Below are 22,627 nucleotides of genomic sequence, written 5' to 3'. Positions count from 1 at the left end.
TGGGTTCCCCCCCCGCCGCTCGCGCCGCCGGAATCGGCATCGTCAATCAAGAGCTCAGCCTTTTCCCGCAGCGCTCCGTTCTCGCCAATCTCTTCGTCAATCGCGAGCCGGTGCGCGCGGGTCTGGTCTCGTTGCGAGACATGGAGGATCGCAGCAGAGCGCTTTTGGGACAATTGGGCCTGCATGTCGACGTCCATGCGCCTATCAGCGCACTGAGCATAGGCGAGCAGCAACTTGTGGAACTCTGTCGGGTTCTTCTGGAGGAGCCACGGCTGCTCATTCTCGATGAACCAAATTCGGCCCTAAACGAGCGGGAGACGAAACGGCTATTCGAGGTTCTGAGGCGGCTGCGTTCCGGGGGTATCACCATGCTCTACGTGTCGCATCGCCTTGAAGAAGTCTTCGCTATCGCCGACCGGGTAACGATTACCCGCAACGGACATGACGTTCTGACAAAATCTACATCTGACCTCACGATATCGGAAGTCATCGAGGGCATGATTGGGACACAGGCACGCGAACTGTTCCCACCACCTTTGCCAAATCAGACCACCGCGACGCTGGCACGGCTGAATGTTAGCGGCTTGAGCGGCCAGGAACTGGCGGGGATTTCTTTCGGCGTCACTTCGGGCGAGGTCGTGGGCCTGGCCGGCTTGGAGGGTTCAGGCGTGTCTACGCTGTTGGGAATGCTCTTCGGAACACAAAAAGCGAAATCGGGCGAGGTTCGCTATCCGGATATGAAGGGCCTGCCCCGCAACCCGACAGAGGCGGCACGGAGAGGCATTTGCCTGGTTCCGGCGGACCGTCGTCATCAGGGCCTTATGCTCGACAAGAGTATTCTCTTCAACATCAGTAACGTTGTTGTCGGCGCCTTGAACACCGGCAGTCCCTGGTTCGGCCATCGCAGCGCGCAGACGCGAGCCCAGCGTCAGATCGATAAGCTCAGGATCAAAACGAAATCATCCAATACCTTGGCCAATCAGCTTTCCGGTGGAAACCAACAGAAGGTCGTCGTCGGCAAATGGCTGGAGATCGCACCCAACGTGATCCTCCTGGAAGATCCGACGCGCGGTGTGGATGTCGGTGCGAAACGGGAGATCTATGAGCTGATTCGGCAGATGTCGGCAGATGGCCGGATCGTGCTCTTTAGTTCGACGGAACTGACGGAACTCATCGGATTATGCGATCGCGTCATGGTTCTCTATCGCGGCAGGTTGGCAGGAACCGTCAGCGGCGCCGACATCGAAAATCGAATTCTACTCCACCTGATCAATACGGGCGAGATGCCGGCGCTAGCGGCCAAAAGCCGTGCCGTGTGATCGTTGCCGATGGAAAGTCATAGGAAAGCCAGTCGATGACAGATCTCACCGGAAAGATCGCCGTCGTCACCGGCGCGAGCCGTGGTTTGGGCCAGCGTGTGGCGGTGCGGCTGGCCGGGGCGGGTGCCACGGTCGCTCTCGTCGCGCGGCAAGAAGCGCAACTCCGGGAGACGGCGAAGCTGGTGGCCGCGTTAGGCGGCCGCTCCCATGTTTTGCCTGCGGATCTTAGCCGGGCAGAGTCACTTGATCTCATAAAGTCCAGCGTGGAGGCCGAACTTGGCCGCCCTTCCATTTTGGTCAACGCCGCCGGGATTTTCGGGCCGATCCAACTTATCAAAGACAGCGATCCCGCAGCCTGGATTGAAACCATCATGGCCAATACGGTCAGCGCCTATCTCACTTGCCGCGCATTTGTGGGGGGCATGATCGATATGGGCTGGGGTCGCATCGTGAATGTCACATCGGCGGCCTCCTTGCACGAACCAGGGCCAATCAACAGCGCCTACGGTACAAGCAAAGCCGCGCTGAACCAATTCACGCGCCATCTCGCGGCGGAAATCGCGGGCACAGGCGTTACTGCCAATGTCATCCATCCGGGTGACGTGAAGACCGATATGTGGGCCGAGATCCGCGACGCGGCCGAACGGCTGGGTCCGGTCGCCAATGCCTACCGCGATTGGGCACGCTGGGTTGAGCAGACTGGTGGCGACGATCCCGAAAAAGCGGCTGACTTGGTTCTCGATCTGATGGGTCCAGACGCGGCCACGGTCAGCGGACGGTTCCTGTGGATTCAAGGGGGCCTGCAGGCCCCTATTCCAAGTTGGGGCAAGCCTTCGGAAACGCAGCCTTGGAGGAAATGACGGCGTGAGCGATATGCGCGGCCTGAGTGCGGGACCTTCCTCGACCGCGGCGCCGCGAAGCGCACGCTGGCGTTTTGGGGTTCCGGAGGAAGTCGGTGTTGTCGTGGCACTCGTTGTTCTGATGGCGATCATCGGGATCTCACGGCCGCGTTTTCTGAATCCGCTCAACCTGCTGACGATTCTGGGCAATACGACCTTTCAAGGCATGCTCTCGCTCGGCATGGTGTTTCTGCTGGCGATCCGCGAGATCGATCTTTCGGTCGGCTGGATGTTTAATTTTTCGGCCGTGTTTTCAGCGACCCTCATGGTCGCCGGCTTCAATCCATGGCTCGCGACCTTGGGCGGCGTGGCTTTCGGCGCTCTGCTGGGGCTGATGAACGGCGCCTTGGCGGTCAGTTTGCGCCTGCCATCGATCATCATCACGCTCGGCACCTATTCCATGTTCCAGGGGTTGTCGCTTGTCGTGAACAGAGGCCGAGCCGTCGTTCCATCGGACGAATCGAGCAGCTTCTTTACCTTCATCTCGGCGAAGGTCCTTGGTGTCGTTCCCGTCGTCGCCATCATCTTCGTGTTGCTCGCGATAATTCTGCATATCGTCTTGCGGCGCACGCGATTCGGCTATCGCGTGCAGGCCGTCGGCAGCAATCCAGATGCCGCGCGTCTGGCGGGCATCCCGATAGCATTGGTCCGGTTGCAAACACTCGTGCTCATGGGCGCCATCAGCGGACTATCAGGGTCGATGTACATCGGATTTCGGGGGGCGATCGATCCAAATGAGGGCGCGGACTTCGCGCTCATTGTCATCGCCGCTGTCATTATCGGCGGAACCCCTCTTTCCGGCGGCGCGGGCACGGTGATCGGTGCTGTGGTGGGCATGCTCATCATTCAGGTCATCAGCAGTGGCATCATATTCTTCGGCATCGACGCTACGTGGAGTACCTTCGTTACCGGCGCTGTCATTGTGGTAGCCGTCGCCTTGGACCAGATCGTGAGATATCAGCGGAACCGCCGTATCGCCGGGGGCTGAGGACTATCCAGGCCGTTCTCAAGCTGCTTCCACACGGGATTGTTCGACCTGGCTCCAGTATAGAGAAATCACCGTGTCGATATGCTCGGCCATGGCCTCCTCTGCACGATCCTTGTTCCGGTCAACCAGAGCCATGAAGATCTTGGAATGTGCGGTGAACGCCGTCTCCTCCGCTCCCTGAACTTCGAGAACCTGCTTGCGCTGCTCCGTCAGCCAACCCGTGAGCGCTTGATAGATGCCGACCAGCAAAGGATTTCGCGAGACTCGTATAATTTCAAGATGAAAGATCACGTCCGTCTGGCTGAACAGGATGTTGTTCCCTTTGGCCGCTCGATTTTTTTCCAACGCGGCTGAAATCTGCTCCAGCTCATCTGAGGTAGCGGTCATCGCAGCAGTGCGTACGATCGCGACCTCCAATGTTTTCCGCAAAGCCTGGAATCGATGGACGCCCTCATCCTCGGACAGATATATGCTCACCGCACCGCTCATGGCGGAAACCAGCTTGTCCATATTGGATTTAGTGACGCGCGCCCTCTCTCCGTTCCTGATGTCGATAATTCCCTTCTGCTGCAGGGACAGCAGTGCTTCTCTGAGAGTCGCGCGGCTCACGTTGAAGCGGCTCATCAACTCCTTTTCGGCGGGCAGCAACTCGCCATCGACGAGTTGACCCTGCACAATCATCCGCTCGATCTGGGAAGTGACCTGCTCGTATAGCCGCGCTTTCCTGACAGGCTGAAAGCCCATTGCGTCCTCCGCTGGTCAGACCTTCTTCGAAGCCGACCGTGTCTTTCTGCCTATCAGACAGGTTGACAGTCAATAGCGGCGACAATAGGCTAGAGAAAATTGCTTTGCGGAATAGCCGCGTTGCATGCTGGCTCCTCAGCGATCCAGTGTTCCGATGCGTCGGCTCCTTCGCCCTGCAGTAAAATACAAGGGCGAAGCCCGGAAGAGGATGGAACGATGTACAAGAAGATCGGCCTCATCGCCTTGCTGTCGGCACTGGCAATCACGGGACAGGCCCGGGCTCAGAGCGTATCGCAAGTTCCGAGCTCCGGGCCGAAACCGCCCGGCGCTCCAATAACCATGCAAATGCCCTGGGGCACGTTCAAGCTCGCGGACCGCATCGCCGACAAGATTCGCAAGCATGAACCGATCAATGTCGTCTATTCTTACCAGGCCTCCGGCATTCCGCTATATTCCCAGCAACAATTGATGGGATTCAAGAACGGCTGCGCGGAAGCAAAAGCCATCTACCCCATGAATTGCGCCGCGATCGCGCCCGTGCAGGAGGACGCAAACCAGCAGGTTTCCCAGATTCAGGCTAAGCTCGCCACCAACGAAATAGATTGCTTGTCCGTCATGCCGGTGACGTTCGACTCAGCAACGACATTGGTCAATCAGATGATCGCCAAGGGTATTCCGGTGTTTTCCGTTGGCGTCCCGACCCATGGGCATGAATTCACAAACTTCACTCAGATTCCGCTCAAAGAGGGCGCGACAGCCGCACAAGTGGTGTTGGATTGGATGAAGACATCCGGTAATAATCCCAAGGTCTTCGCGATATCGGGAGGTGCCCCGTCACAGCAGTGGGCTCAAGGGCGGCTGAAAGGCTTCAGGGAGGCCATCGAGAAAGCCCTTCCCGATACGAAATTCCTCACCACTGAAACGAATGCCATCAACACGTCCTTCGATCCAGGAAAGACCTACGATACCTATCGGACATTCCTTTTGGGCCATCCAAACGTCCAATTCATCGTGAATGTCGATATCGGGGCCGAATACGCTGATCGCGCAATCGTCGATCTGAACCGCACTGGGAAGGTTTTCACAATTGGCTGGAACGTCAGCAAAGGCCAGCTTGACGCAATTGACAAGGGCATTCAGATCGCGCTGCTCGATCAGCGCTGGCCCGATCAGGGAGCTTTCGGTCCGTTTGCCTGCGCCCGTTTCCTATCGCAAGGGGAAGTCCTGGCGAATACCCAAAGCCTCTTGCCCGTCCTAAAACCGGGCGTGCCAGCCGCGCGCGCGCAGTTCGAGAAATTCCTCTCGAACAAGCAGTGAGATTGTTGATGGCGGGCGGGACGGCGCATGCCTGACGGATCGCGGCGGGCTGGAGACATGACAGGCAAGCTCCCCTTCAGGGCGAGCTTCGCCGTTGTCGTGCGGGCTGGCGGGTTAGTTGCGGCGATCATCATCGTCGCGATTGTATTTGACCTTTTCAACGCGGCTTTCCTGAGCATCGATGTCGGGATATCCATTCTCCGCTCGATGTGCTCGGTCGCGATATTGGGTCTTGGCCTGACGCTCGTCATCATAAGTGGCGAAATCGATCTGTCGGTTGGCGCAATGTACGGATTTGCGTCGAACATCCTCGCCGTTACGTGGATTTTGGGTGGCTTGCCGATTTATCTGGCTTTGCCGCTGACGCTCGTGATCGGCGCCGTGGTTGGGATGTGCAACGGAATTCTGAGCACCTGGGCGCGCATCCCGTCTTTCATTGTCACTTTAGGCAGTTACAATCTGCTCTATGGCCTTTCGCTGCTTGTTACCAACGCCACTACCTTCAATCCGGTCTACCCTCCGGATGGATCGAATGTCGCGGCCGGGCAGCTTAAGTTCTTTGTTGGTCTGACACGTCAGCTGGGGGCGCATCAGCTCTCAGCAGAGATTTTTTGGATGATCGGCGCCGCGCTGGTCGTCGGCTTCGTTCTGCATTACTCACTCTTCGGCTTTCGTCTGTACGCCATCGGCGGCAATGCGGCGGCGGCGCGCCTCGCGCGCCTACCGGTCGATAAATACAAAATCCTTGCTTTCTCTGCGGCGGGCGTTTTGGCGGCCCTGGCCGGCATACTGGATTTCTCGTTTGTTCAGACCACGCAGCCCGATATCGGATTGTCACAGACCTTCCCGGTCTTCGCGGCGGTGGTCATCGGCGGCGCCAGCCTCTCCGGCGGGAAGGGCACAATCATCGGCACCTTAGGCGGCGCGTTTCTGCTCGCCGAACTCCAGACCGGACTTGCGGTGCTATCGCCGGGTCCATACGCGCAACAGATTTTTCTCGGGGTTGTGACGGTGGGAGCAGTCGGCTTAGATATCGCCCTCAGCCGATTTCGGTCCCGGAGGGCGGCGTGACTCCGGGAGTGAGTGCCGCGCCCCTGTCGAAGGGCGGTGGTATAGCTTTACGGGGACTCGCCAAAAGTTACGGAAACACCCGCGCACTGCAAGGCCTCGACCTTGATCTCGCGCCGGGCGAGATACTGGGGATTGCCGGACCCAATGGCGCCGGGAAAAGCACGCTGATCAGGATATTAGCGGGCGAGGAAGATGCCGATGCCGGGCAGATTTCGAATGATGACGGGCACTGCACGCGTGAGTTCCTGGCTAAGCACGTCGCCGTCGTCCACCAGGAGCCACAGCTATTTCCCAATCTCACAGTCGCCGAAAACCTCCTCGTCGGGCGTGAACGAACGCGCTTTTTCAGGCCGCGTATTCGCCAACCAGATCGGGAACTCATGTCCACCATGGGAATCCTAGTCCACTCCAACGACGCTGTATCGAAGGTTCGACTGGCAACGCGCCAGCGTGTCGAAATTGGGCGGGCCCTGGCGCGCAACGCGAAAATCTTCCTGTTTGACGAGCCAAATTCGGCTCTGAGCGCGGATGAGTCGAGAGATCTATTCCGTGAATTGCACAAGGTCTCCGAGGCGGGCAATATCGTTATTCTGGTCACTCATCGGCTCGATGATCTTGTCAGGCACACACGACGTGTCGCCTTGATCCGAGACGGACGGATTGATGGACAACTCACTGGCACGGGACTTACGGAAGAGGCAATAGCCCGTCTCCTTGTGCGAGGACTCGAGCCAGATGAGAAGAGTAACGATGCGGCCAGGCGAGCGCGAAAGGAACCGGGCGAGCCTCCGCTGCTGCAGGTAAGCGCGTGGTGCCACACCGCGAAAGCCTTCTCGAATGTAGAGTTCGCGCTGGCGTCGCGTGAGGTGGTCGCGGTCTTGGGTGTGGAAGGATCGGGCGCCCGGGAAGTATTGCGATCCATTGCCGGTTTCGAAAATTCTCGTGGCGATATTCGCCTGCGAGGGCGCGAAGGCGTCGCGCATGTCCGCTCGGCTACGGCCTATGTCGCGCCATCGCGCTCGGAAAGCTTGTTTCACAACCTAACCGTGGGCGACAATATTCTTGCTCGTCTGGCACGACCCGAGATCGCGAATATCTATGGCCGGCTGAAGAAGGCCGAGATGCAGTCGAGGGCGGATGTCGAAATTCGTCGCTTCTGGGTCAAGGCCGAGTCGGCGAGCCAAAGCATAACGACCTTGTCGGGGGGCAATCAGCAGAAGGTTGCGATCGCACAAGCGATTCTGAAACGACCGCAGCTTATTCTGCTCGAAGAGCCGACGCGCGGAGTCGATATCGGAAGCAAGCGCGAGATATATCAGCTGCTGCGTGACTTTGCCGACGACGGCGCGGGGGTCCTCATGTTTTGTACCGAAATTCTCGAGGTGTTCGAAGCGGCGGATCGGGTGCTTGTCTTTGTTCAGGGTCGGCTGGCGGCATCCATAAAGACCGCGGATCACGAGCGAATCGAAGAGTTGGCAGCCACTGTCGCGCGCGCGGCCGGTGAGGCCGTGTAACCGCGCCTTTCGATGGGGCGCCTCCGAAGCAGAAAGAAAGAAAATATACCAGGATTTTGCGAGCAGAAAATACACGGAGATTCGGGATACTACTGCGGCATCCGTTGTGCCGAAACCGATCTGAGGGATGACATGACAAATTCGTTTCGTATTGGCATAACGCGCGACTTACTGACCAGCAGCGGCGCGCCCTCTTTCGGCGAGGCGGCGCTTGCGGCGCTCGGTGGTAGAGAGTGGGAATGGGTGGAGGAGAACACCACCGACATCACGCCGGAGATTGCCGCGCGCTATGATGCTCTATGTGTCAATGGCCCGCGCGTGCCAGCTTCCAGCGTAGCGCGTGCCGATTGCCGGTTGCGGATCGTGGCGAGGCACGGAGTGGGATATGAGTCGGTCGATGTAGCCGCGCTCACTGCCGCAGGCGTCGTGGTGACCAATACACCTGTGGCCGTGCGTCGCCCTGTCGCGACGGCTGCGATGACATATGTTCTTGCCCTGGCGCAGAAACTCCTGATCAAGGACCGGCTGACCCGCACCGGCGGATGGAACCGTCGTACGGATCATATGGGCCAAGGACTGACGGGGAAACGCCTCGGAATTGTCGGCGCGGGCAGTATCGGGCGGGAGACGATAGGGCTCGCCCGTGCCTTCGGCATGAGCGCTCTGGCGGCGGACCCGTTCGGCGATGCGGCGGCTCTGCGCGAGTTGGGTGCCGAACTGGTGCCGCTTGATCAACTTATGCGTGACTCCGACTTCATCGTTGTCACCTGCTTGTTGAATGATGAGACGCGGCATCTCATCAACGGGCCCCGCATCGCATTGATGAAGCCGACCGCCTATCTGATCAATGTCGCGCGAGGCCCCATCGTCGAAGAAGCGGCGCTGATCGCGGCACTCCAGGCAGGCAAGATCGCTGGGGCTGGACTCGATGTGTTCGAGCAGGAGCCGGTGGATCCGGCCAGCCCGTTGCTGACCATGGAGAATACGATCCTCACACCGCATTCGCTATGCTGGACGGATGAATGCTTCGGTGCCATCGCAACCAGCGCACTCTCGGGCATCGATGCAGCTCTGTCGGGCCGGCCTCCTCGCTTCGTGGTAGATCCCGATGTGATGAAGCATACACGTGTGCGTTCATGGCTTGGGGTGGAAAGCTGAACCGGCACCACTGCCCTTAGATCGCAAACATATAGGCAGGACCGAACATCATGAGCAGCTCGACGGCCATCGCGAACGCCAACAAATCCGGGGCGCCGACGCGCATTGGCCTGATCGGCTGCGGTTTCTATGCGCAGAACCACCTTAACGCCTGGGATGACCTGAAGCATGAAGGTGGCGTGCTCGTCGCCGTATGTGATAGTGACCAGGGCCGCGCCCAAGCCGCTGGTGACGCGCGTGGGGTACCCTGGTTCTCTGATGCGGAAAAGATGCTGTCCGCGCTGCAGCCCGATCTGGTGGATATCGTGACCCAGATGAATGCTCATCGCTCATTGGTGGAACTCGTAGCACGGCACGGCATCGGTCTGATCGTCCAGAAGCCGCTCGCGCCAAATTGGGAGGACTGCCTGGCAATGGCCGCTGCGACCGCCCGGGCGAAGGTGTTCGCGGCGGTGCATGAGAATTTCCGCTACCAGCCACAAATGACCCGGATGAAGGAACTCATCGACACCAACACCATCGGAAAGGCGACCTTTGCGCGTATTTCATTCCGTATCGGTTTCGACGTCTATGCGTCGCAGCCCTATCTTCTGACGGAGCCGCGCGGCGCCATCCTCGATGTCGGCATCCACCTGCTCGACCTCGCGCGGTTTTTCTGTGGTGAGGTGGTGCATGTCTTGGCCGAAACCCAGCGACGCAATCCGCGCGTCGCTGCCGAGGATACGGCGACAATTTTGTTGCGCCACGAATCCACGGCTGTAACGGTGGTGGAATGCACCTACGAATCACGGAGGCTGCCGGATACCTTCCCGGAAACCTTGATCGAGATCGAGGGTGACGAGGGCGCGATCCATCTTCACGCGGGCAACCGCCTTGTCATCACCAGCCGCGGCGCGATGACTGAAGAAACCGTGGAGCTGCCATCGCTCGACTGGGCCGATCCGCGCTGGCGGGCAAGCCAGGTCGCGGTATTGGAGACGAACCGGCACCTGCTGAGGAGTTTCCGAACTAGTCGGCCGGCTGATACGAGCATTGCGGATAACCTCAATACTTACGCACTCGTCGATGCCTCATATCTGGCGGCGGAACGGGGCGTCGCGGTGGTTCCTAAACGCTGGGTGGAGGGCTAAGGATCATGGAGGGCGACCCTGCGGCTCCAACCTTGTTCGGGGTTACAGTCAGTTTCACGATTGCGGATGGCCAGCTTTCGGCCTTTCTCGCCCTGGTGCGCCGCAATGCCGCCGACTCCGTCCGGGAGGAGGAGGGGTGCCTCCGATTCGATGTTTCGGTGCCTGCGGACAAATCGGCTTCGCCAGTGGTCTTCCTCTACGAACTCTATCGTGACCGTGGCGCCTTCGACCTTCATCTGCGCAGCGGTCATTTCCTTGCCTTCGATCGAGCGAGCAGCCACCTCGCCGTAGAGAAAACCATCAACACCTATTTGGTCAGCGAGCATGCGAAAACCTGATCGGTGACGTGCTCCTGAGGCGATTCCGAGGTGCGGGGTAGTGGCGACTCGATAATTCATAGCCTGACGCCGGTGAACGCTCTTGAACCCCCCAGCCCAGATGGGGCAGAAGTTGCGCTCACGCGTCAGAAGGAAAATTGCTTTATGTCCAAAGCCTTTATTGCCGCCGTCCTCCAGGAATCCGCAGAACTCACTGGTGTGGCCGCGAATCGGGCTGCAACCGATGTAGTCCATGCCATCATCAACGAGTTGAAGAAGTCCGGGGGTTTTACCCTCCCCAGCTTCGGGACCTTCCGGGTCGTCAAGACAAAGGCTCGCAAGGCGCTCAATCCTCGCACGGGTGAGCCCGTGAAGGTGAAAGCCGGCAAAACGGTCCGGTTCAAGGTTTCGCCCACGCTCAAGAAGGCCGTCTAACGCGCAAGGCTGCCAGGACAAGGCGAGTCGCGAAAGGATCGGCCAAGTAGGCTCAAGAACAAATAACAGGGCGCGCAAGCCTGCTCTGGCGAGCAAGACCCGGTGGCGGCGGAAGCGGGTGATCGAGCGTATGAAGGCGCCGGTCCCCCCTTCATCCTCGGCTACCATCCTCTCGAACACGGGCGCAACAGCATGAACACGACGCTGACACAGGATGAGATTACCCGCCTTGAGGAGCGCGCCCGCTTCATCCGCCTGGAGACAATCCGGCTCATCAGCATTGCGAAAGTCGGGCATTACTCCTCGGCCTTCTCGGCAGCCGAGATCTTTGCAACGCTCTATTACGATACTATGCGCATCAGGCGTGACGAACCGGCATGGATTGATCGTGACCGCTTTCTCATGGGAAAGGGCCACGCGGCGGTGGCGCTTTTCCCGGTTCTTGCGGATCTCGGCTTCTTCCCGAAAGCATGGCTCGACCAATATACGCGCCTGGGCAGCCCGCTTGGCGATCACCCCGATATGCGCAAGGTTCCTGGAGTGGATTTCAGCTCGGGCTCCATCGGTCATGCTTTGTCCGCCGGACTCGGCATGGCGCTCGGCGCCCGCATCCTGAAACGCGACTTCCGCACCTTCGTCATGCTGGGTGACGGCGAAATGCAGGAAGGCCAAGTCTGGGAGGCGGCGCTCGCCGCGGCCAATCATGGCCTCAGCCGGCTCATCGCGATCATCGACCGGAACGGCTTTCAACTGGATGGCCGCGTCGATGACACGATGGCGATCGAGCCTTTGCGTGAGAAATGGGAAGCCTTTGGCTGGGACGTCTCGGACGTCGATGGGCACGATGTCGTTTCCGTTGCCGAATGCCTGAGGCGCCTGCGTGACGACGAGAGACGCGCCAAACCCGCATGTGTCATCGCGCATACGATCAAGGGCAAGGGCGTGAGCTATATGGAGACGGAGCCGGGCTGGCATCTCGGCTATCTCGCGCCGGCCGATGAGGCGCGCGCGATCGAAGAGATCATGGCGGGAGCCGCCCGATGAACCGGCCCCTCGACCCAGGTTCGTGGCAGTATCGCGAACTGAACAGCCGCGCGCCTACTCTCTCGACACTGTCCGACACGCTGATCGCCCTTGCCGAGGAAGGGCATCCCATTGTCGCGGGCAGCGCCGATCTGCAATATTCGAACGGCCTTGTCGGCTTCGCGCGGCGCTACCCCGAGCGCTTCATACAATTCGGCATTTCCGAGCAGAATATGGTTTCGGCGGCGGCCGGCCTCGCCACGACGGGACTCATGCCATTCGTCGCGACCTTCGCTTCGTTTCTAGCGTTGCTCTGTTGCGAACAAATCCGGATGGATGTCGCCTATTGCGCTCAGCCAGTACGGCTGATCGGCCATCATGCCGGCATTTCGCTCGGCTTCTATGGCACCTCCCATCATGCGACGGAGGATCTGGCGATCATGCGCAGTATCGCCGATCTTACAGTCGTCGCACCTGCGGATGGCGCGCAATTCGCGGCGGCGATCCGCGCCTCGGTTCACCACCCGCAGCCGATCTACTTCCGCATCGGCCGTGGTCACGATCCCGTCGTCTATGACCAGGACACGCCCTTTGCCTTTGGCGAGGCCATCACCCACGGCATTGGGGATGAGATCACGATCATCGCAACGGGCTCCAGCGTTCATCCGGCGCTCGAGGCGACGCGGGCCCTGCAGGCCGGCGGCAAGTCCGTCGGTCTCATCGACATGCACACGATCAAACCGCTCGATGAAAAGGCAGTCCTCGCCGCGGCCGACCGTTCCCGCATCATACTGACGGTCGAGGAGCACACGATATTGGGAGGTCTCGGCGGCGCGGTCGCCGAGGTGATGGCGGAGCATGGCGCGCGCGCGCGCCTGGTCCGGCATGGCATCAAGGACGAATTCAGCTTGATCGCTCCACCCACTCATCTCTACCGGCACTATCGGCTCGACGCGCAGGGTATCGAGGAGGTCGCGCGGGCGCTTTTGGCCTAGCGCGAAATCGCGTCGACCTCGCAACAGGCGGTAAGCGCCCGGCCGCGGCCCAAGACCCGAAGCGCGGGTTCTGCTAGGAAGGGCGAGATGCCGAAGGTTATCGGGGAGGTCCAGATGCGTGCAGTCGTGATTCACGGCAAGAGGGATTTGCGGGTCGAGACCGTTCCGCAACCGGTCGTGGGGCCAAGGCAAGTGGCGGTCCGGATCTCCAACGCAGGCATCTGCGGCTCCGATCTCCACTACTTCCAGCATGGCGCCAATGGCAACATCGTGCTGAGGGAACCGATGGTGCTGGGGCACGAAGTCGCCGGAGTCGTGGCCCAGGCGGGCGCCGATGTCCGCGGCGTCGCGGTGGGCGATAAGGTCGCGATCCATCCGAGCGCGCCTTGCGGCCATTGTGTGCATTGCCGCGAAGGTCGGTCGCGACACTGCAAGAGCATCCGCTTCCTCGGCAGCGCCATGCATTTTCCCCATACCCAGGGCGGCTTCCGGGAGCTGCTGGTCTGCGACGCCTCCCAGGCTTTCGTTCTGCCGGCCGAGATGGATCTGGCAGACGCGGCTTTCGCCGAGCCTCTCGCCGTCTGCCTGCACGCCGTCTCGCGTGCCGGTTCCCTTCTAGGGCGGCGAGTCCTGGTCACAGGGGCGGGGCCGATCGGGCTACTCGTCGCGATGCTGGCGAGACTCGGCGGCGCGGCCGAAATCGTGGTGACGGATGTCGCTGACCCGCCGCTCCGGATCGCCGCGAAGGCAACGGATGCGCGTGTCATCAACGTCGCGACCCAGGCCGCCGAATTGTCGGAATTGATCGCGGATACTGGTGGCTTCGACGTCGCCTTCGAGTGTTCGGGCCATGTCTCTGGCGTCACCGCCTCGATCAAGGCCGTGCGCGCTTGCGGCATCCTTGTCCAGGTCGGGATGCTGGGTGGCGATATCGCAGCGCCCCTCGGCGAGATCGTGGTGCGGGAGATCGACTACCGCGGCACCTTCAGGTTCGATCGCGAATTCGCGGAGGCAGTCGCCCTGTTGGTCAGCGGCAGGCTGGACGTTCGCTCGCTGCTCAGCCACCAACTGCCCTTCGGCGAGGCGACAAGTGCCTTCGCACTGGCTGCGGATCGGTCCCAGGCGATGAAGGTGCAACTCGTCTTCCCGTAATCCTACCCGACCTCGACTTCATCCAAGGCAAGTCAGGCCGTCGCCGTAGCAGGCGCGACGGCGCTCTGACCATAGCCGCGATAGCGCGCGCGCGCCGCCTGGATCTCCTCTGGCGTAAGTAGCCGTGGCTGACCGGCGCTCCGAGCCAGCAGATACTGCCGCGCCAGTGTCTCGAGGCGAACGGCGGCCGCGAGTGCCCGCTTGAGGTCACGGCCATGGCAGATCATGCCATGGTTGCCGAGCAGGCAGGCTGTGCGGCCTTGAAGGGCCTCTACGGCCAAGACCGCCAGCCTGGGCGTGCCGAAGGTCGTGTAGGGCGAGCAACGCACATCCTCGCCGCCAAAGCCCACCACCATGTAGTGAAAGGCGGGCAGCGGCTCGCGCAGGCAGGCGAGGGCGGTGCAGGCGTCCGCATGGCTGTGGACAACCGCACCGGCCTCCGGGAAGGCCGCATAGATCGCGGCATGCATGGCCCATTCGCTGGAGGGTGCGCCGCCACCCTCCACCTCGCCACCCAGCGTCATCGTGACGAGGGCGTCTTCCGTGATCTCATCGATGGTGGCACCCCCCGGTGTGATCACCATGCCCTCGCCACGGCGGCGGCTGACATTGCCCGCGCTGCCGAAGTTCAGCCCGAGTCGCCCCATCTCGCGATAGGTCGCGGCCACATTCTCCGTCGTATCACTCAAGAAACGCCTCCCATTTCGTCCAGCACCCTCGCGAACATTTCGACATCTCCGAGCTTGCCGGATTTGAGGCAGAAGGACAGGCGTGTGGGCATATCCGCCATGCAGCGCCCCACGCCCAGCCGAGTGTAGGCCGCAACATGCAGCCGTTCGACGCCGAGCGCCTGCACTACGGCGCCGGACGTCTCCCCTCCGGCCACCAGGAAGCGTCGAACCCCAAGTTCCACCAGGCCTTGCGCTATGCGCCCCAGCAGCCGCTCCGCCCGGCGCCCCGCAGCGATGACGCCGAACCGGTTCTGCACGATGGCGACCGCGGCCGGATCGGCAGAACTCGCGATGCAGAACGGCCTGGAGGGTCCCGCCGCCCTGGCCCAATCCAGCGCGCCGGTCACTGCCGCCTCTTCCTCTGCCATCAGATCCAGGTTCAGGACGGGGTAGTCGCGTCCGAATGCCGCGATCTGTTCGCGCGTCCGATCCGCGCAGCTGCCGGCCAGCACTGCGCCAGAGCCGCGAACGGTATCGAGGGCAGGGAGGGCGGCGTTCGGCATCAGACCCTGCCTCCGCCACAGCGCCGGGTAGTGGGCGGCGACGCTGGACCCGCCGGTCATCAGTGGCCAATCCCAGGTCGCCGCCGCGATGCTGCGCAGATCGGCCTCGGTGATCGCATCGGCGATAAGAAAGGGGGTGCCCTCCGCCGCCTTCGCTTCAGAAAAAGCGCGAATCGCCGAGGCCCCCGCCTGAACCGTCGCCCAAGGCAGAAGCCCGACCCCCTTTGAAGTCTGCGGCGCCAGAACTTCCACAAGGTCCGAACGCGTCATCGGTGTGAGCGGATCGTGCCGCTTGGGCGAATTGGCGAGCAGCTGGTCGCCGACGAAGTGGTGTCCCTGGTAGACCGTGCGAAAAGCCTCGGGAAAGCTCGGACAGAACAGCACAGAGCGGGCGCCCATACGCTCCATCAGAGCCTCGGCGCAGTTGCCGATATTCCCGTGATCCGTGCTGTCGAAAGTCGCACAGTATTTGAAGAAGATCTGCCGCGTTCGCAGCCTTTGAAAAGCCGAGGCGGCCTGATCTATTTCGTTGAGCGCTTCTTCCGGCGGCGCCACGCGCGATCGCAATGCAACGACCACGGCCTCTATGTCGTCGATTTGATTCGGAATACCGCCGGGGCTCGTCACGAACAGCGTACGCGCGCCGCCGGCGGTCAGCATCCCCGCCAATTCGACCGCACCCGTGAAGTCGTCGCCTATCGCACCTAGGATGACCGAGTTGGCCATGCGCTGCCGTTTCCTCTCCCATCCGCCGTTTCGCCCAGGCGTGACATTGCGCCGCCCCACCGCAGGATGCGCGCGTGCTCCCGCGATGCCAAGCCGCTGCCATTGGGCACATCATCATGTTAGTCAAAACCACAGAACGTCGCATCGCAGGAGGCAATTTGCCATGACGTCATCCTTCTCATCTACAGCCGTGCAGGGCCAGAGAGTCCTCGTCACCGCTGGCGCCTCCGGGATCGGGCGCGCCATCGCCGATATCCTGGCCGAACACGGCGCCCGCGTGCATGTCTGCGACATTGGCGACGAACAGCTCGACGCTTACCGCAAGGTCCACGGTGCTGCCGCCGCGACTAAGGCCGATGTCTCCGATGAGGCGGATGTCAAACGAATGTTCGCGGCGGTGCGCGAGACGCTGGGCGGACTCGACATCCTCGTCAACAATGCAGGCATCGCGGGACCAACGGGCGGCGTCGAGGAAATAAGCCCGATCGATTGGCGACGGACGATCGACATTTGCCTCACAGGGCAATTCCTCTGCGCGCATGAGGCCGTGCCGATGATCAAGGCCGCCGGCGGCGGCTCGATCGTCAACCTTTCCTCGGCGGCGGGACGCTTTGGCTATGCCTACCGCACGCCTTATTCATCCGCGAAGTGGGGCGTGATCGGCCTGACCCAGAGCCTCGCCAAGGAGCTTGGTCCCGACAACATCCGCGTGAACGCCATTCTTCCCGGTGTTGTCGAGGGCCCACGCATGACCGGCGTTATCCGGGATCGTGCGGCTCAGATCGGTGTCTCCTATGAGGAGATGGAGAAGACCTACATCGAAAATATATCCCTGCGCCGCATGGTCACCGCTTCGGATGTCGCGGCGGCCGCGCTGTTCCTGGTTTCGCCTGCCGGTCGCAACATCTCGGGCCAGTCGCTCAGCGTTTGTGGAAATGTCGAACGTATCTGAGGGTCGGCACGGTTTGATCGAGGCGCGGTGAGGCGCCTGGCTCGGGGGGACTTGCCCGACTCGACGCAATTGTTCTATGGCGGCGTCAGCCACCCGGAGAGAGTCATGGCAGATACCTCGCCGAGTTACTGGCGGTTGCATTGCCCTGAATGCGGTTGCGGCAACCGTGAGTTCGGTCATCTCGCCCGCCCCGACGACGTCTTCTGCATCGTCTGTTTGGAATATGATGGCATTTATGTTCGTCTCGACCGGTGGGAAGAAAAAGAACCCGCTCAGGTGAACCGTCGCGGTGGCCTGGCCCTTGCCTGGGCCACGCTCCTGTTTACGGGCGCTCTAGCCGCGTTCTAAGCGTCGCCGCGACCGACGATGGCGCCGCCCGGATCAGACTTCTCTGGGCGTGCGGTGACCGGAGGTTGGGGCTTCAATGCGGCTTTGGCTCCCCCTGCTCCTGCTAGGCCCGATCGGCTGCGCGCGTCCGGCGCCGCTCATCTCCGTGCCGACGGATCACATGAAAACCGTATCGGTCATAGATCACGGCTGGCACACGGATGTGGCACTTCCGGCGGATGAGGCTGTTGGCGGCCTTGCGGTCTTTCGCACGATGTTCCCTAACGCGAAAACGCTCATGTTCGGCTTCGGAAAGCGCACCTTCATGATCGCCCCGGTGCATTCCGTGGCGGATCTGGTTATCGGTCCATTTCCGGGAGATGCCGCGGTTCAGGTAGACGCGGTGTCGGTCACGGCGGCGCAAGCCTTCCCAGATTTGCAAGTCGCGACGCTTCCGCTGTCCTCAGGCGGCGCGACCGCTTTGTCTGACTTCATCTGGCGGACCATCGCACACGACGCCGCGGGACAGCCGCTACTCATTGCCAAAGGCCCATGGCCTGGCAGCCTGTTCTTCGCATCCACGCACCGATACAACCTGCTCTATACCTGCAATAGCTGGACCGCTTCCGCCCTTCGGCATGGAGGAATTCCAATGCATCTGAGTGGATTATTCTTCGCCAGCCAGGTCATGAATCAGCTCCGCCGCCCCCCAGTCGGAAGCGACATCGCGAGCGCCTATGCAGCTTCGCGAAGTAATTGACGTCGTGTTATTTGCAGGGCGGCGCTGTACCGTTTGAGCAAACCGACCCCTGGCCGTTCGGCAAAACGATGTAGGTCGGACGAGACGGTGAGGAACCGCCTCCACTAGAGGAACTGCATGCCGCAACTGCGAAGGTCATTGCGAGAAGGGCTGATACCATCAGCCTGCCCCCTATCCGCGCCGGCTTTCGATGCGGCACCAGTCCAGCTTTTCTCGCAATCGACCTACCGAGCGTTCCGACGTATTGGGGCATGCGACGATCTAGCTCCAGGAGTACTCGATAGGCAAAGTGACGAGAACATCAAATAAATCGTTGTTAGCATGAATAGCTAAGGCAAATTTTCGACCACCGCAACCGGGTTCGGCGCGCTATTATCGACGACTTGGCTATTAAACTCGCGTTTTCCGTACAGGCGAACCCAACGTCCCGATGATCTCCTCACCATCCGCCCAGCCCAATTTGCTTCGGCGAATCATCCACATCGACATGGACGCCTTCTACGCCTCGGTTGAGCAGCGCGATAATCCGGAACTAAGGGGCGTGCCTCTGGCCGTCGGCGGATCGCGGGAGCGCGGAGTGGTCGCCGCCGCGAGTTACGAAGCGAGAAAATTCGGCGTGCGTTCGGCGATGGCCTCGGTGACCGCTCGGCGAAAATGTCCGGAACTGATCTTCGTGCCGCCGCGATTCGACGTCTACAAGTCGGTTTCGCAACAGGTTCATGCGATTTTCACCCGCTATACGGGCGTTATCCAGCCGCTCTCCCTGGACGAGGCCTATCTCGACGTTACGGCGCCGCTCATCGACCGCGGCTCGGCGACCGCGATTGCTGAGGAGATCCGGGCGGCCATCCGCGCGGAAACGGGCCTCACAGCCTCGGCCGGCGTCTCCTACAACAAGTTCCTGGCCAAGCTCGCTTCCGATCACCGCAAACCGGATGGGTTGTTTGTCATTACGCCCCGGATGGGACCGGGTTTCGTGGAAGATCTGCCGATCGGCAAGTTCCACGGCGTTGGCCCGGTCACGGCGGCCAGGATGAACGCCCTCGGCATCCAGACCGGGCGCGATCTTCGCCGCCAATCGAGAGCTTTCCTCTCGGTGCATTTCGGCAAGGCGGCCGATTATTACTATGGCGTTGCGCGCGGCCAGGATGACCGGCCAGTCGAGGCTGACCAGCCCCGCAAATCAGTCGGCGCCGAAACCACTTTCGCGCAGGACCTCAAGCGCTGGGAGGAGGTCGAGCCGGTCTTGCAGCCGGTTTTCGCCAAGGTCTGGGATACCTGCTCACGCGGCGGCCATGCCGGGCGAACCGTCACGGTGAAGGTCAAATACGCGGATTTCCAGCAAATCACGCGAAGCCGATCGGGTTTGTGGCCGATCGGGTCAGAGGAGGAGTTGGCGCGCCTCGGGTTGGATCTGCTGAGGCCCTGCTTCCCTCCGCGCCGCGGCATCCGGCTTCTCGGCGTCACGATTTCCAGTTTGGAGGCGCGCGAGCATCCACCCCAAGCGCAACTGGCGCTCCTCCTCGATTTGGCGCCTCGCGACGGCGGGGGATAGAGTGCCGCATTCGGAGGACGAGGTATCTCATGACGACCGATAGTGGCGCGCGTTCCGGCGACGGTTTGGATGCCGAGACCCTGCGGCGGATGCCGTATCAATACCCGCAGCCGAAGGAAGCACTCGCCGACATTGTCGTCGCCAACGCGATTCCCGAGGATGAGCGCATCTGGGTGCCCCAGGCGGAGAATGTCTGGTTTCGGCCGCTTTGTTTGAACGTCTCGTCCGGCTACTGGATGAACCTGCTGAAGGTCCGCAAGTCAGGCGTGCTGAGCCGTCACCGTCATCCGGGCCCCGTTCATGGCTTCGTCCTGAAAGGTCGTTGGCGCTATCTGGAACATGACTGGATCGCCACCGAAGGCTCCTATGTGTTCGAGCCGCCGGGCGAAACGCACACCCTGGTCGTCGATGAGGATGTCGAGGAGATGATCACCTATTTCCAGGTCAATGGCGTCATGTACTACGTCGATCCTTGGGGAAATCACACGGGCTACGAGGACGTCTTCACCAAACTCGATATGTGCCGCAAGCACTATCGCGAAGTCGGCCTCGGCGAGGATTATGTGACGCAATTCGTGCGTTGACCGGCTCGCGCCGGCTGGCCCTCAAGCCCGTTCAGTGCAGGCCGCATCAAGCGCTTCGACAAGCTGATCGACATGTTCGCGCGCGAAGACCAGCGGCGGGCGAATCTTCAGAACAGTTCCCCCTGGACCGCAGTTGCTGACAAGAACGCGGCGCTGCCGCATCGCATTGGCAACTCTCCGCGCCATGCTGCCCGCAGGCAAAGTCTCTCCCACCAGTTCGACACCGCAGTAAAGCCCGGCGCCCCGCACGTCGACGATGCACGCGTGTCGCGATTTCAGCGTGAGGATTTCTTCCCGCAGATAATCCCCGACCCGCCGCGCATTCTCGACCAGGCTTTCCCCCTGAACCACATCCAGCACCGCGATGCCGACAGCCGCGGAAACCGGATTGCCGCCGAAGGTATTGAAATAACCTTCCGCCGCGCCAAAGCCCTCCAACAATTCCGGCCGAGCCATGACACCCGCGACGGGATGCCCATCGCCCATCGGCTTCCCGAGCGTGAGAAGATCGGGCACAAGCCCGTAACGCGCGAAACCCCACATGCCGGTCCCGAGCCTGCCAAACCCTGACTGCACCTCATCGGCAATCAGCAGGCCGCCGGCCCGGTGAATGATATCGCCAGCACCTTGAATCAATTCTGCCGCTGGGAAAAAGATCCCGTCGCTGGAGAACGCGGAATCGAGTAGCAGCGCGGCGGGGCGCTTCCCGCCCGCGCAAAGCCGATCGACCTCCGCCTGCAACGCGCCCAGAAACTGCCGCGCACCAGCGCCATCATCATGAAACGTATTCGGCCGAGGAACCGCCGCATTGAACTCGCCGAGCACCGCTAGACCGCCTGCCGAGGTCGATAGCGCGGCAGTGGCGATCGTCGCGCCATGATAGGAGCAGTCGGTCACGATCACCCCATGGCCGCCGGTCGCGTGGCGCGCGATGCGGATAGCCAGATCGTTCGCCTCGCTGCCAGTGCAGGTGAACAGTGCGTGGCCGAGGTGCGGGGGCGCCGTCGCCAGCAGCCGCTCGGCATAGTCCAGAATCGTCTCATCGAGGTAGCGCGTATGAGTATTCAGTGTCGCGGCCTGCCGCGCCAGCGCCGCGACGACATGCGGGTGGCAATGGCCGACCGAAACGACGTTGTTGTAGGCGTCGAGATATCGCTCGCCCTCGGCATCAAACAGCCAGACACCTTCGCCCCGAACGAGATGCACCGGGCGATCGTAGAACAGCTCATAGGACGGACCAAGCAATCGCCGGCGACGAGCGATCAGGTTGGAGGAAGCATCATTCACCTGTGTCATCTCCGTTCCAATGCGGCGCGAAACATCCGCGTTGCCTGTGCGTTCGAAATACCCGCGATTGAGTCGAGAAAAGACCACAGATCCTCGTTGCCGCGCAGCACGTAATCGATCTTTTCCGGAAACCGTATCGCCTGCCAATTCGACAGGACCAAGGTCAGCGCCAGGCGGCAGCCGACCAGGATGAACAAGTTCTCGATCTCCTCGTCTTCCAGCTGCGTCACGCTGTCAAACCCTCGGGCGAAACGCGCCACGCCTTCGAGCGGATGCTCCCCCGGCGTCCAACGATAGGCGGCGGCCGTCGCGATGTCGCAGATGAGCGGCGCATGCAGCATATCGCCGAAATCGAGCGCCCCGGCGATGACGTCCGGGTCCTCGTCCACCACCACATTGGACAGGTTGAAGTCATTATGAACCACCTGTGCCCGAAACGCGGGAAGCCGAGGGAGCAGCTCTGCGGCGGCCTCATCCATGACCCGCTCGGCCAGATGCCGGCGGGACGGATCCCCGATGAGGCTGGTGCGGTCGCGCACCGCCGGAATTTGCCGAAGATCCCACAGCAACCCGTCACCGCCGGCCGCCGGATGGAAAAAGCCTCGCAGCGCCCGGTTCAGCCGAGCCAGGAAGGCGCCCAGCCGCACATCCTGGGTGGCCGAACGCGGCGCGTCCTTGAGCAGCGTGCCCGGCAGGAAAGTAAGGAGGCGCACGACCCGCCTAGGGCCATCACCCACTTCCAGGTCAAGCTCTTCCGCTCCGCCCAGACTCGGAATGACCGCGGGCACTGCCAGCGTCGGGTCGACCAGCGCGATATGGCGCAGCGCCGCCGTCTGGAAATTCGTCACCGAACGAGGTTCCGCCGGATGGGCGATCTTCAGCACGCTCTCGCGAAAGCCCTCAGCCTGGACGCGGAAATTATGATCGCGCTCGCTGACAAGCGGTTCGACATGCGCTGAAATGCCCCAATGCCGCCGGATAATCCGAACCGCTTCGGCATCGCTGACGGGCGGGGGGCCGTCGGACAGCACATCACCAACCGCGTCACTCATGAAGGCGCCTCACAATCTCAAGCAATTCAATGCCGCATGATGCACCATTCAAGGTCGCCAGAGGAAATCGTGGAGGGAGGCGCGCCGA

The 22,627-nt window shown here is 61.4% G+C and carries 23 protein-coding genes and 1 pseudogene; 19 read left to right on the top strand and 5 right to left on the bottom strand.

All coding sequences use genetic code 11. The features are described from left to right. Nucleotides 1-32 precede the first annotated feature (32 nt). From GSQ83_RS31205 to GSQ83_RS12015, 4 genes and pseudogenes are all read left to right on the top strand, one after another. A pseudogene (locus tag GSQ83_RS31205) lies at nt 33-236 on the top strand (sugar ABC transporter ATP-binding protein); the annotation flags it as partial. Between the two features lie 132 nt (nt 237-368). Further along, on the top strand, nt 369-1,319 hold the full coding sequence (locus tag GSQ83_RS12025; RefSeq protein WP_254065633.1) for an ATP-binding cassette domain-containing protein: 951 nt from the start codon (nt 369-371) through the stop codon (nt 1,317-1,319). A gap of 35 nt (nt 1,320-1,354) precedes the next feature. Beyond that, nucleotides 1,355-2,179, top strand: coding sequence for an SDR family NAD(P)-dependent oxidoreductase (locus GSQ83_RS12020; RefSeq protein WP_158803106.1), 825 nt, complete (start codon nt 1,355-1,357; stop codon nt 2,177-2,179). Nucleotides 2,180-2,192: 13 nt separating this feature from the next. Next, nucleotides 2,193-3,206: an ABC transporter permease gene (locus tag GSQ83_RS12015; protein ID WP_254065641.1), complete on the top strand. Its 1,014-nt coding sequence runs from the start codon at nt 2,193-2,195 to the stop codon at nt 3,204-3,206. Between the two features lie 18 nt (nt 3,207-3,224). Here GSQ83_RS12015 and GSQ83_RS12010 read toward each other — a convergent pair whose 3' ends face one another. Beyond that, entirely contained in the window at nt 3,225-3,950 is a 726-nt protein-coding gene (locus tag GSQ83_RS12010) for an FCD domain-containing protein (RefSeq protein WP_158803104.1), read from the bottom strand. A gap of 216 nt (nt 3,951-4,166) precedes the next feature. Here GSQ83_RS12010 and GSQ83_RS12005 point away from each other — a divergent pair, with 216 nt between their 5' ends. From GSQ83_RS12005 to GSQ83_RS11960, 10 genes are all read left to right on the top strand, one after another. Then, on the top strand, nt 4,167-5,267 hold the full coding sequence (locus GSQ83_RS12005; protein ID WP_216850058.1) for a sugar ABC transporter substrate-binding protein: 1,101 nt from the start codon (nt 4,167-4,169) through the stop codon (nt 5,265-5,267). 27 nt (nt 5,268-5,294) lie between these two features. Then, nucleotides 5,295-6,338: an ABC transporter permease gene (locus GSQ83_RS12000; RefSeq protein ID WP_158803102.1), complete on the top strand. Its 1,044-nt coding sequence runs from the start codon at nt 5,295-5,297 to the stop codon at nt 6,336-6,338. Continuing rightward, entirely contained in the window at nt 6,335-7,852 is a 1,518-nt protein-coding gene (locus GSQ83_RS11995; RefSeq protein WP_158803101.1) for an ATP-binding cassette domain-containing protein, read from the top strand. The genes GSQ83_RS12000 and GSQ83_RS11995 overlap by 4 nt, the downstream gene beginning before the upstream one ends. A 132-nt stretch (nt 7,853-7,984) precedes the next feature. Further along, entirely contained in the window at nt 7,985-9,010 is a 1,026-nt protein-coding gene (locus GSQ83_RS11990; protein WP_158803100.1) for a 2-hydroxyacid dehydrogenase, read from the top strand. A gap of 50 nt (nt 9,011-9,060) precedes the next feature. Continuing rightward, nucleotides 9,061-10,140 (top strand): Gfo/Idh/MocA family protein, encoded by a 1,080-nt coding sequence (locus tag GSQ83_RS11985; RefSeq protein WP_158803099.1) that lies wholly within the window; start codon nt 9,061-9,063, stop codon nt 10,138-10,140. Nucleotides 10,141-10,145: 5 nt separating this feature from the next. Continuing rightward, nucleotides 10,146-10,478, top strand: coding sequence for a putative quinol monooxygenase (locus tag GSQ83_RS11980; protein WP_158803098.1), 333 nt, complete (start codon nt 10,146-10,148; stop codon nt 10,476-10,478). 144 nt (nt 10,479-10,622) lie between these two features. Continuing rightward, on the top strand, nt 10,623-10,892 hold the full coding sequence (locus tag GSQ83_RS11975) for an HU family DNA-binding protein (protein WP_158803097.1): 270 nt from the start codon (nt 10,623-10,625) through the stop codon (nt 10,890-10,892). 192 nt (nt 10,893-11,084) lie between these two features. Beyond that, on the top strand, nt 11,085-11,936 hold the full coding sequence (locus GSQ83_RS11970; RefSeq protein ID WP_158803096.1) for a transketolase: 852 nt from the start codon (nt 11,085-11,087) through the stop codon (nt 11,934-11,936). Beyond that, entirely contained in the window at nt 11,933-12,910 is a 978-nt protein-coding gene (locus tag GSQ83_RS11965; protein WP_158803095.1) for a transketolase family protein, read from the top strand. Before GSQ83_RS11970 ends, GSQ83_RS11965 begins: the two co-directional genes overlap by 4 nt. A gap of 87 nt (nt 12,911-12,997) precedes the next feature. After that, nucleotides 12,998-14,062: an L-idonate 5-dehydrogenase gene (locus tag GSQ83_RS11960; protein WP_254065632.1), complete on the top strand. Its 1,065-nt coding sequence runs from the start codon at nt 12,998-13,000 to the stop codon at nt 14,060-14,062. Nucleotides 14,063-14,094: 32 nt separating this feature from the next. Here the strand turns inward: GSQ83_RS11960 and GSQ83_RS11955 are convergent, their stop codons facing one another. Further along, nucleotides 14,095-14,751: a class II aldolase/adducin family protein gene (locus tag GSQ83_RS11955; RefSeq protein ID WP_254065631.1), complete on the bottom strand. Its 657-nt coding sequence runs from the start codon at nt 14,749-14,751 to the stop codon at nt 14,095-14,097. Then, complete coding sequence (gene otnK / locus GSQ83_RS11950) at nt 14,748-16,022, bottom strand: 3-oxo-tetronate kinase (protein WP_158803094.1); 1,275 nt, start codon at nt 16,020-16,022, stop codon at nt 14,748-14,750. The genes GSQ83_RS11955 and otnK overlap by 4 nt, the downstream gene beginning before the upstream one ends. 163 nt (nt 16,023-16,185) lie before the next feature. On the opposite strand from otnK, the gene GSQ83_RS11945 reads away from it, so the two are divergent. The 5 genes from GSQ83_RS11945 to GSQ83_RS11925 all read left to right on the top strand — a co-directional run bounded on the left by GSQ83_RS11945 (nt 16,186) and on the right by GSQ83_RS11925 (nt 20,200). Continuing rightward, a complete protein-coding gene (locus GSQ83_RS11945; protein ID WP_158803093.1) occupies nt 16,186-16,974 on the top strand; it encodes an SDR family oxidoreductase in 789 nt (262 codons plus the stop codon). Nucleotides 16,975-17,079: 105 nt separating this feature from the next. After that, nucleotides 17,080-17,322, top strand: a complete 243-nt coding sequence (locus tag GSQ83_RS11940; RefSeq protein ID WP_158803092.1) for a hypothetical protein — start codon at nt 17,080-17,082, stop codon at nt 17,320-17,322. Nucleotides 17,323-17,398: 76 nt separating this feature from the next. Next, nucleotides 17,399-18,061, top strand: a complete 663-nt coding sequence (locus GSQ83_RS11935) for a DUF2459 domain-containing protein (RefSeq protein ID WP_158803091.1) — start codon at nt 17,399-17,401, stop codon at nt 18,059-18,061. Between the two features lie 430 nt (nt 18,062-18,491). After that, nucleotides 18,492-19,616, top strand: coding sequence for a DNA polymerase IV (gene dinB / locus GSQ83_RS11930; protein WP_158803090.1), 1,125 nt, complete (start codon nt 18,492-18,494; stop codon nt 19,614-19,616). A 29-nt stretch (nt 19,617-19,645) separates the two neighbouring features. Then, a complete protein-coding gene (locus tag GSQ83_RS11925) occupies nt 19,646-20,200 on the top strand; it encodes a 2,4'-dihydroxyacetophenone dioxygenase family protein (RefSeq protein ID WP_158803089.1) in 555 nt (184 codons plus the stop codon). A gap of 21 nt (nt 20,201-20,221) precedes the next feature. Here GSQ83_RS11925 and GSQ83_RS11920 read toward each other — a convergent pair whose 3' ends face one another. Both GSQ83_RS11920 and GSQ83_RS11915 read right to left on the bottom strand, forming a co-directional pair. Beyond that, a complete protein-coding gene (locus GSQ83_RS11920; protein WP_158803088.1) occupies nt 20,222-21,496 on the bottom strand; it encodes an aspartate aminotransferase family protein in 1,275 nt (424 codons plus the stop codon). Continuing rightward, complete coding sequence (locus GSQ83_RS11915; protein WP_158803087.1) at nt 21,493-22,539, bottom strand: phosphotransferase; 1,047 nt, start codon at nt 22,537-22,539, stop codon at nt 21,493-21,495. The genes GSQ83_RS11920 and GSQ83_RS11915 overlap by 4 nt, the downstream gene beginning before the upstream one ends. Nucleotides 22,540-22,627: the final 88 nt, after the last annotated feature.

This window comes from Acidisoma sp. L85, assembly GCF_009765865.1.
Taxonomy (GTDB): Bacteria; Pseudomonadota; Alphaproteobacteria; order Acetobacterales; family Acetobacteraceae; genus Acidisoma.
This window is presented reverse-complemented; position numbering and strand designations above follow the sequence as displayed.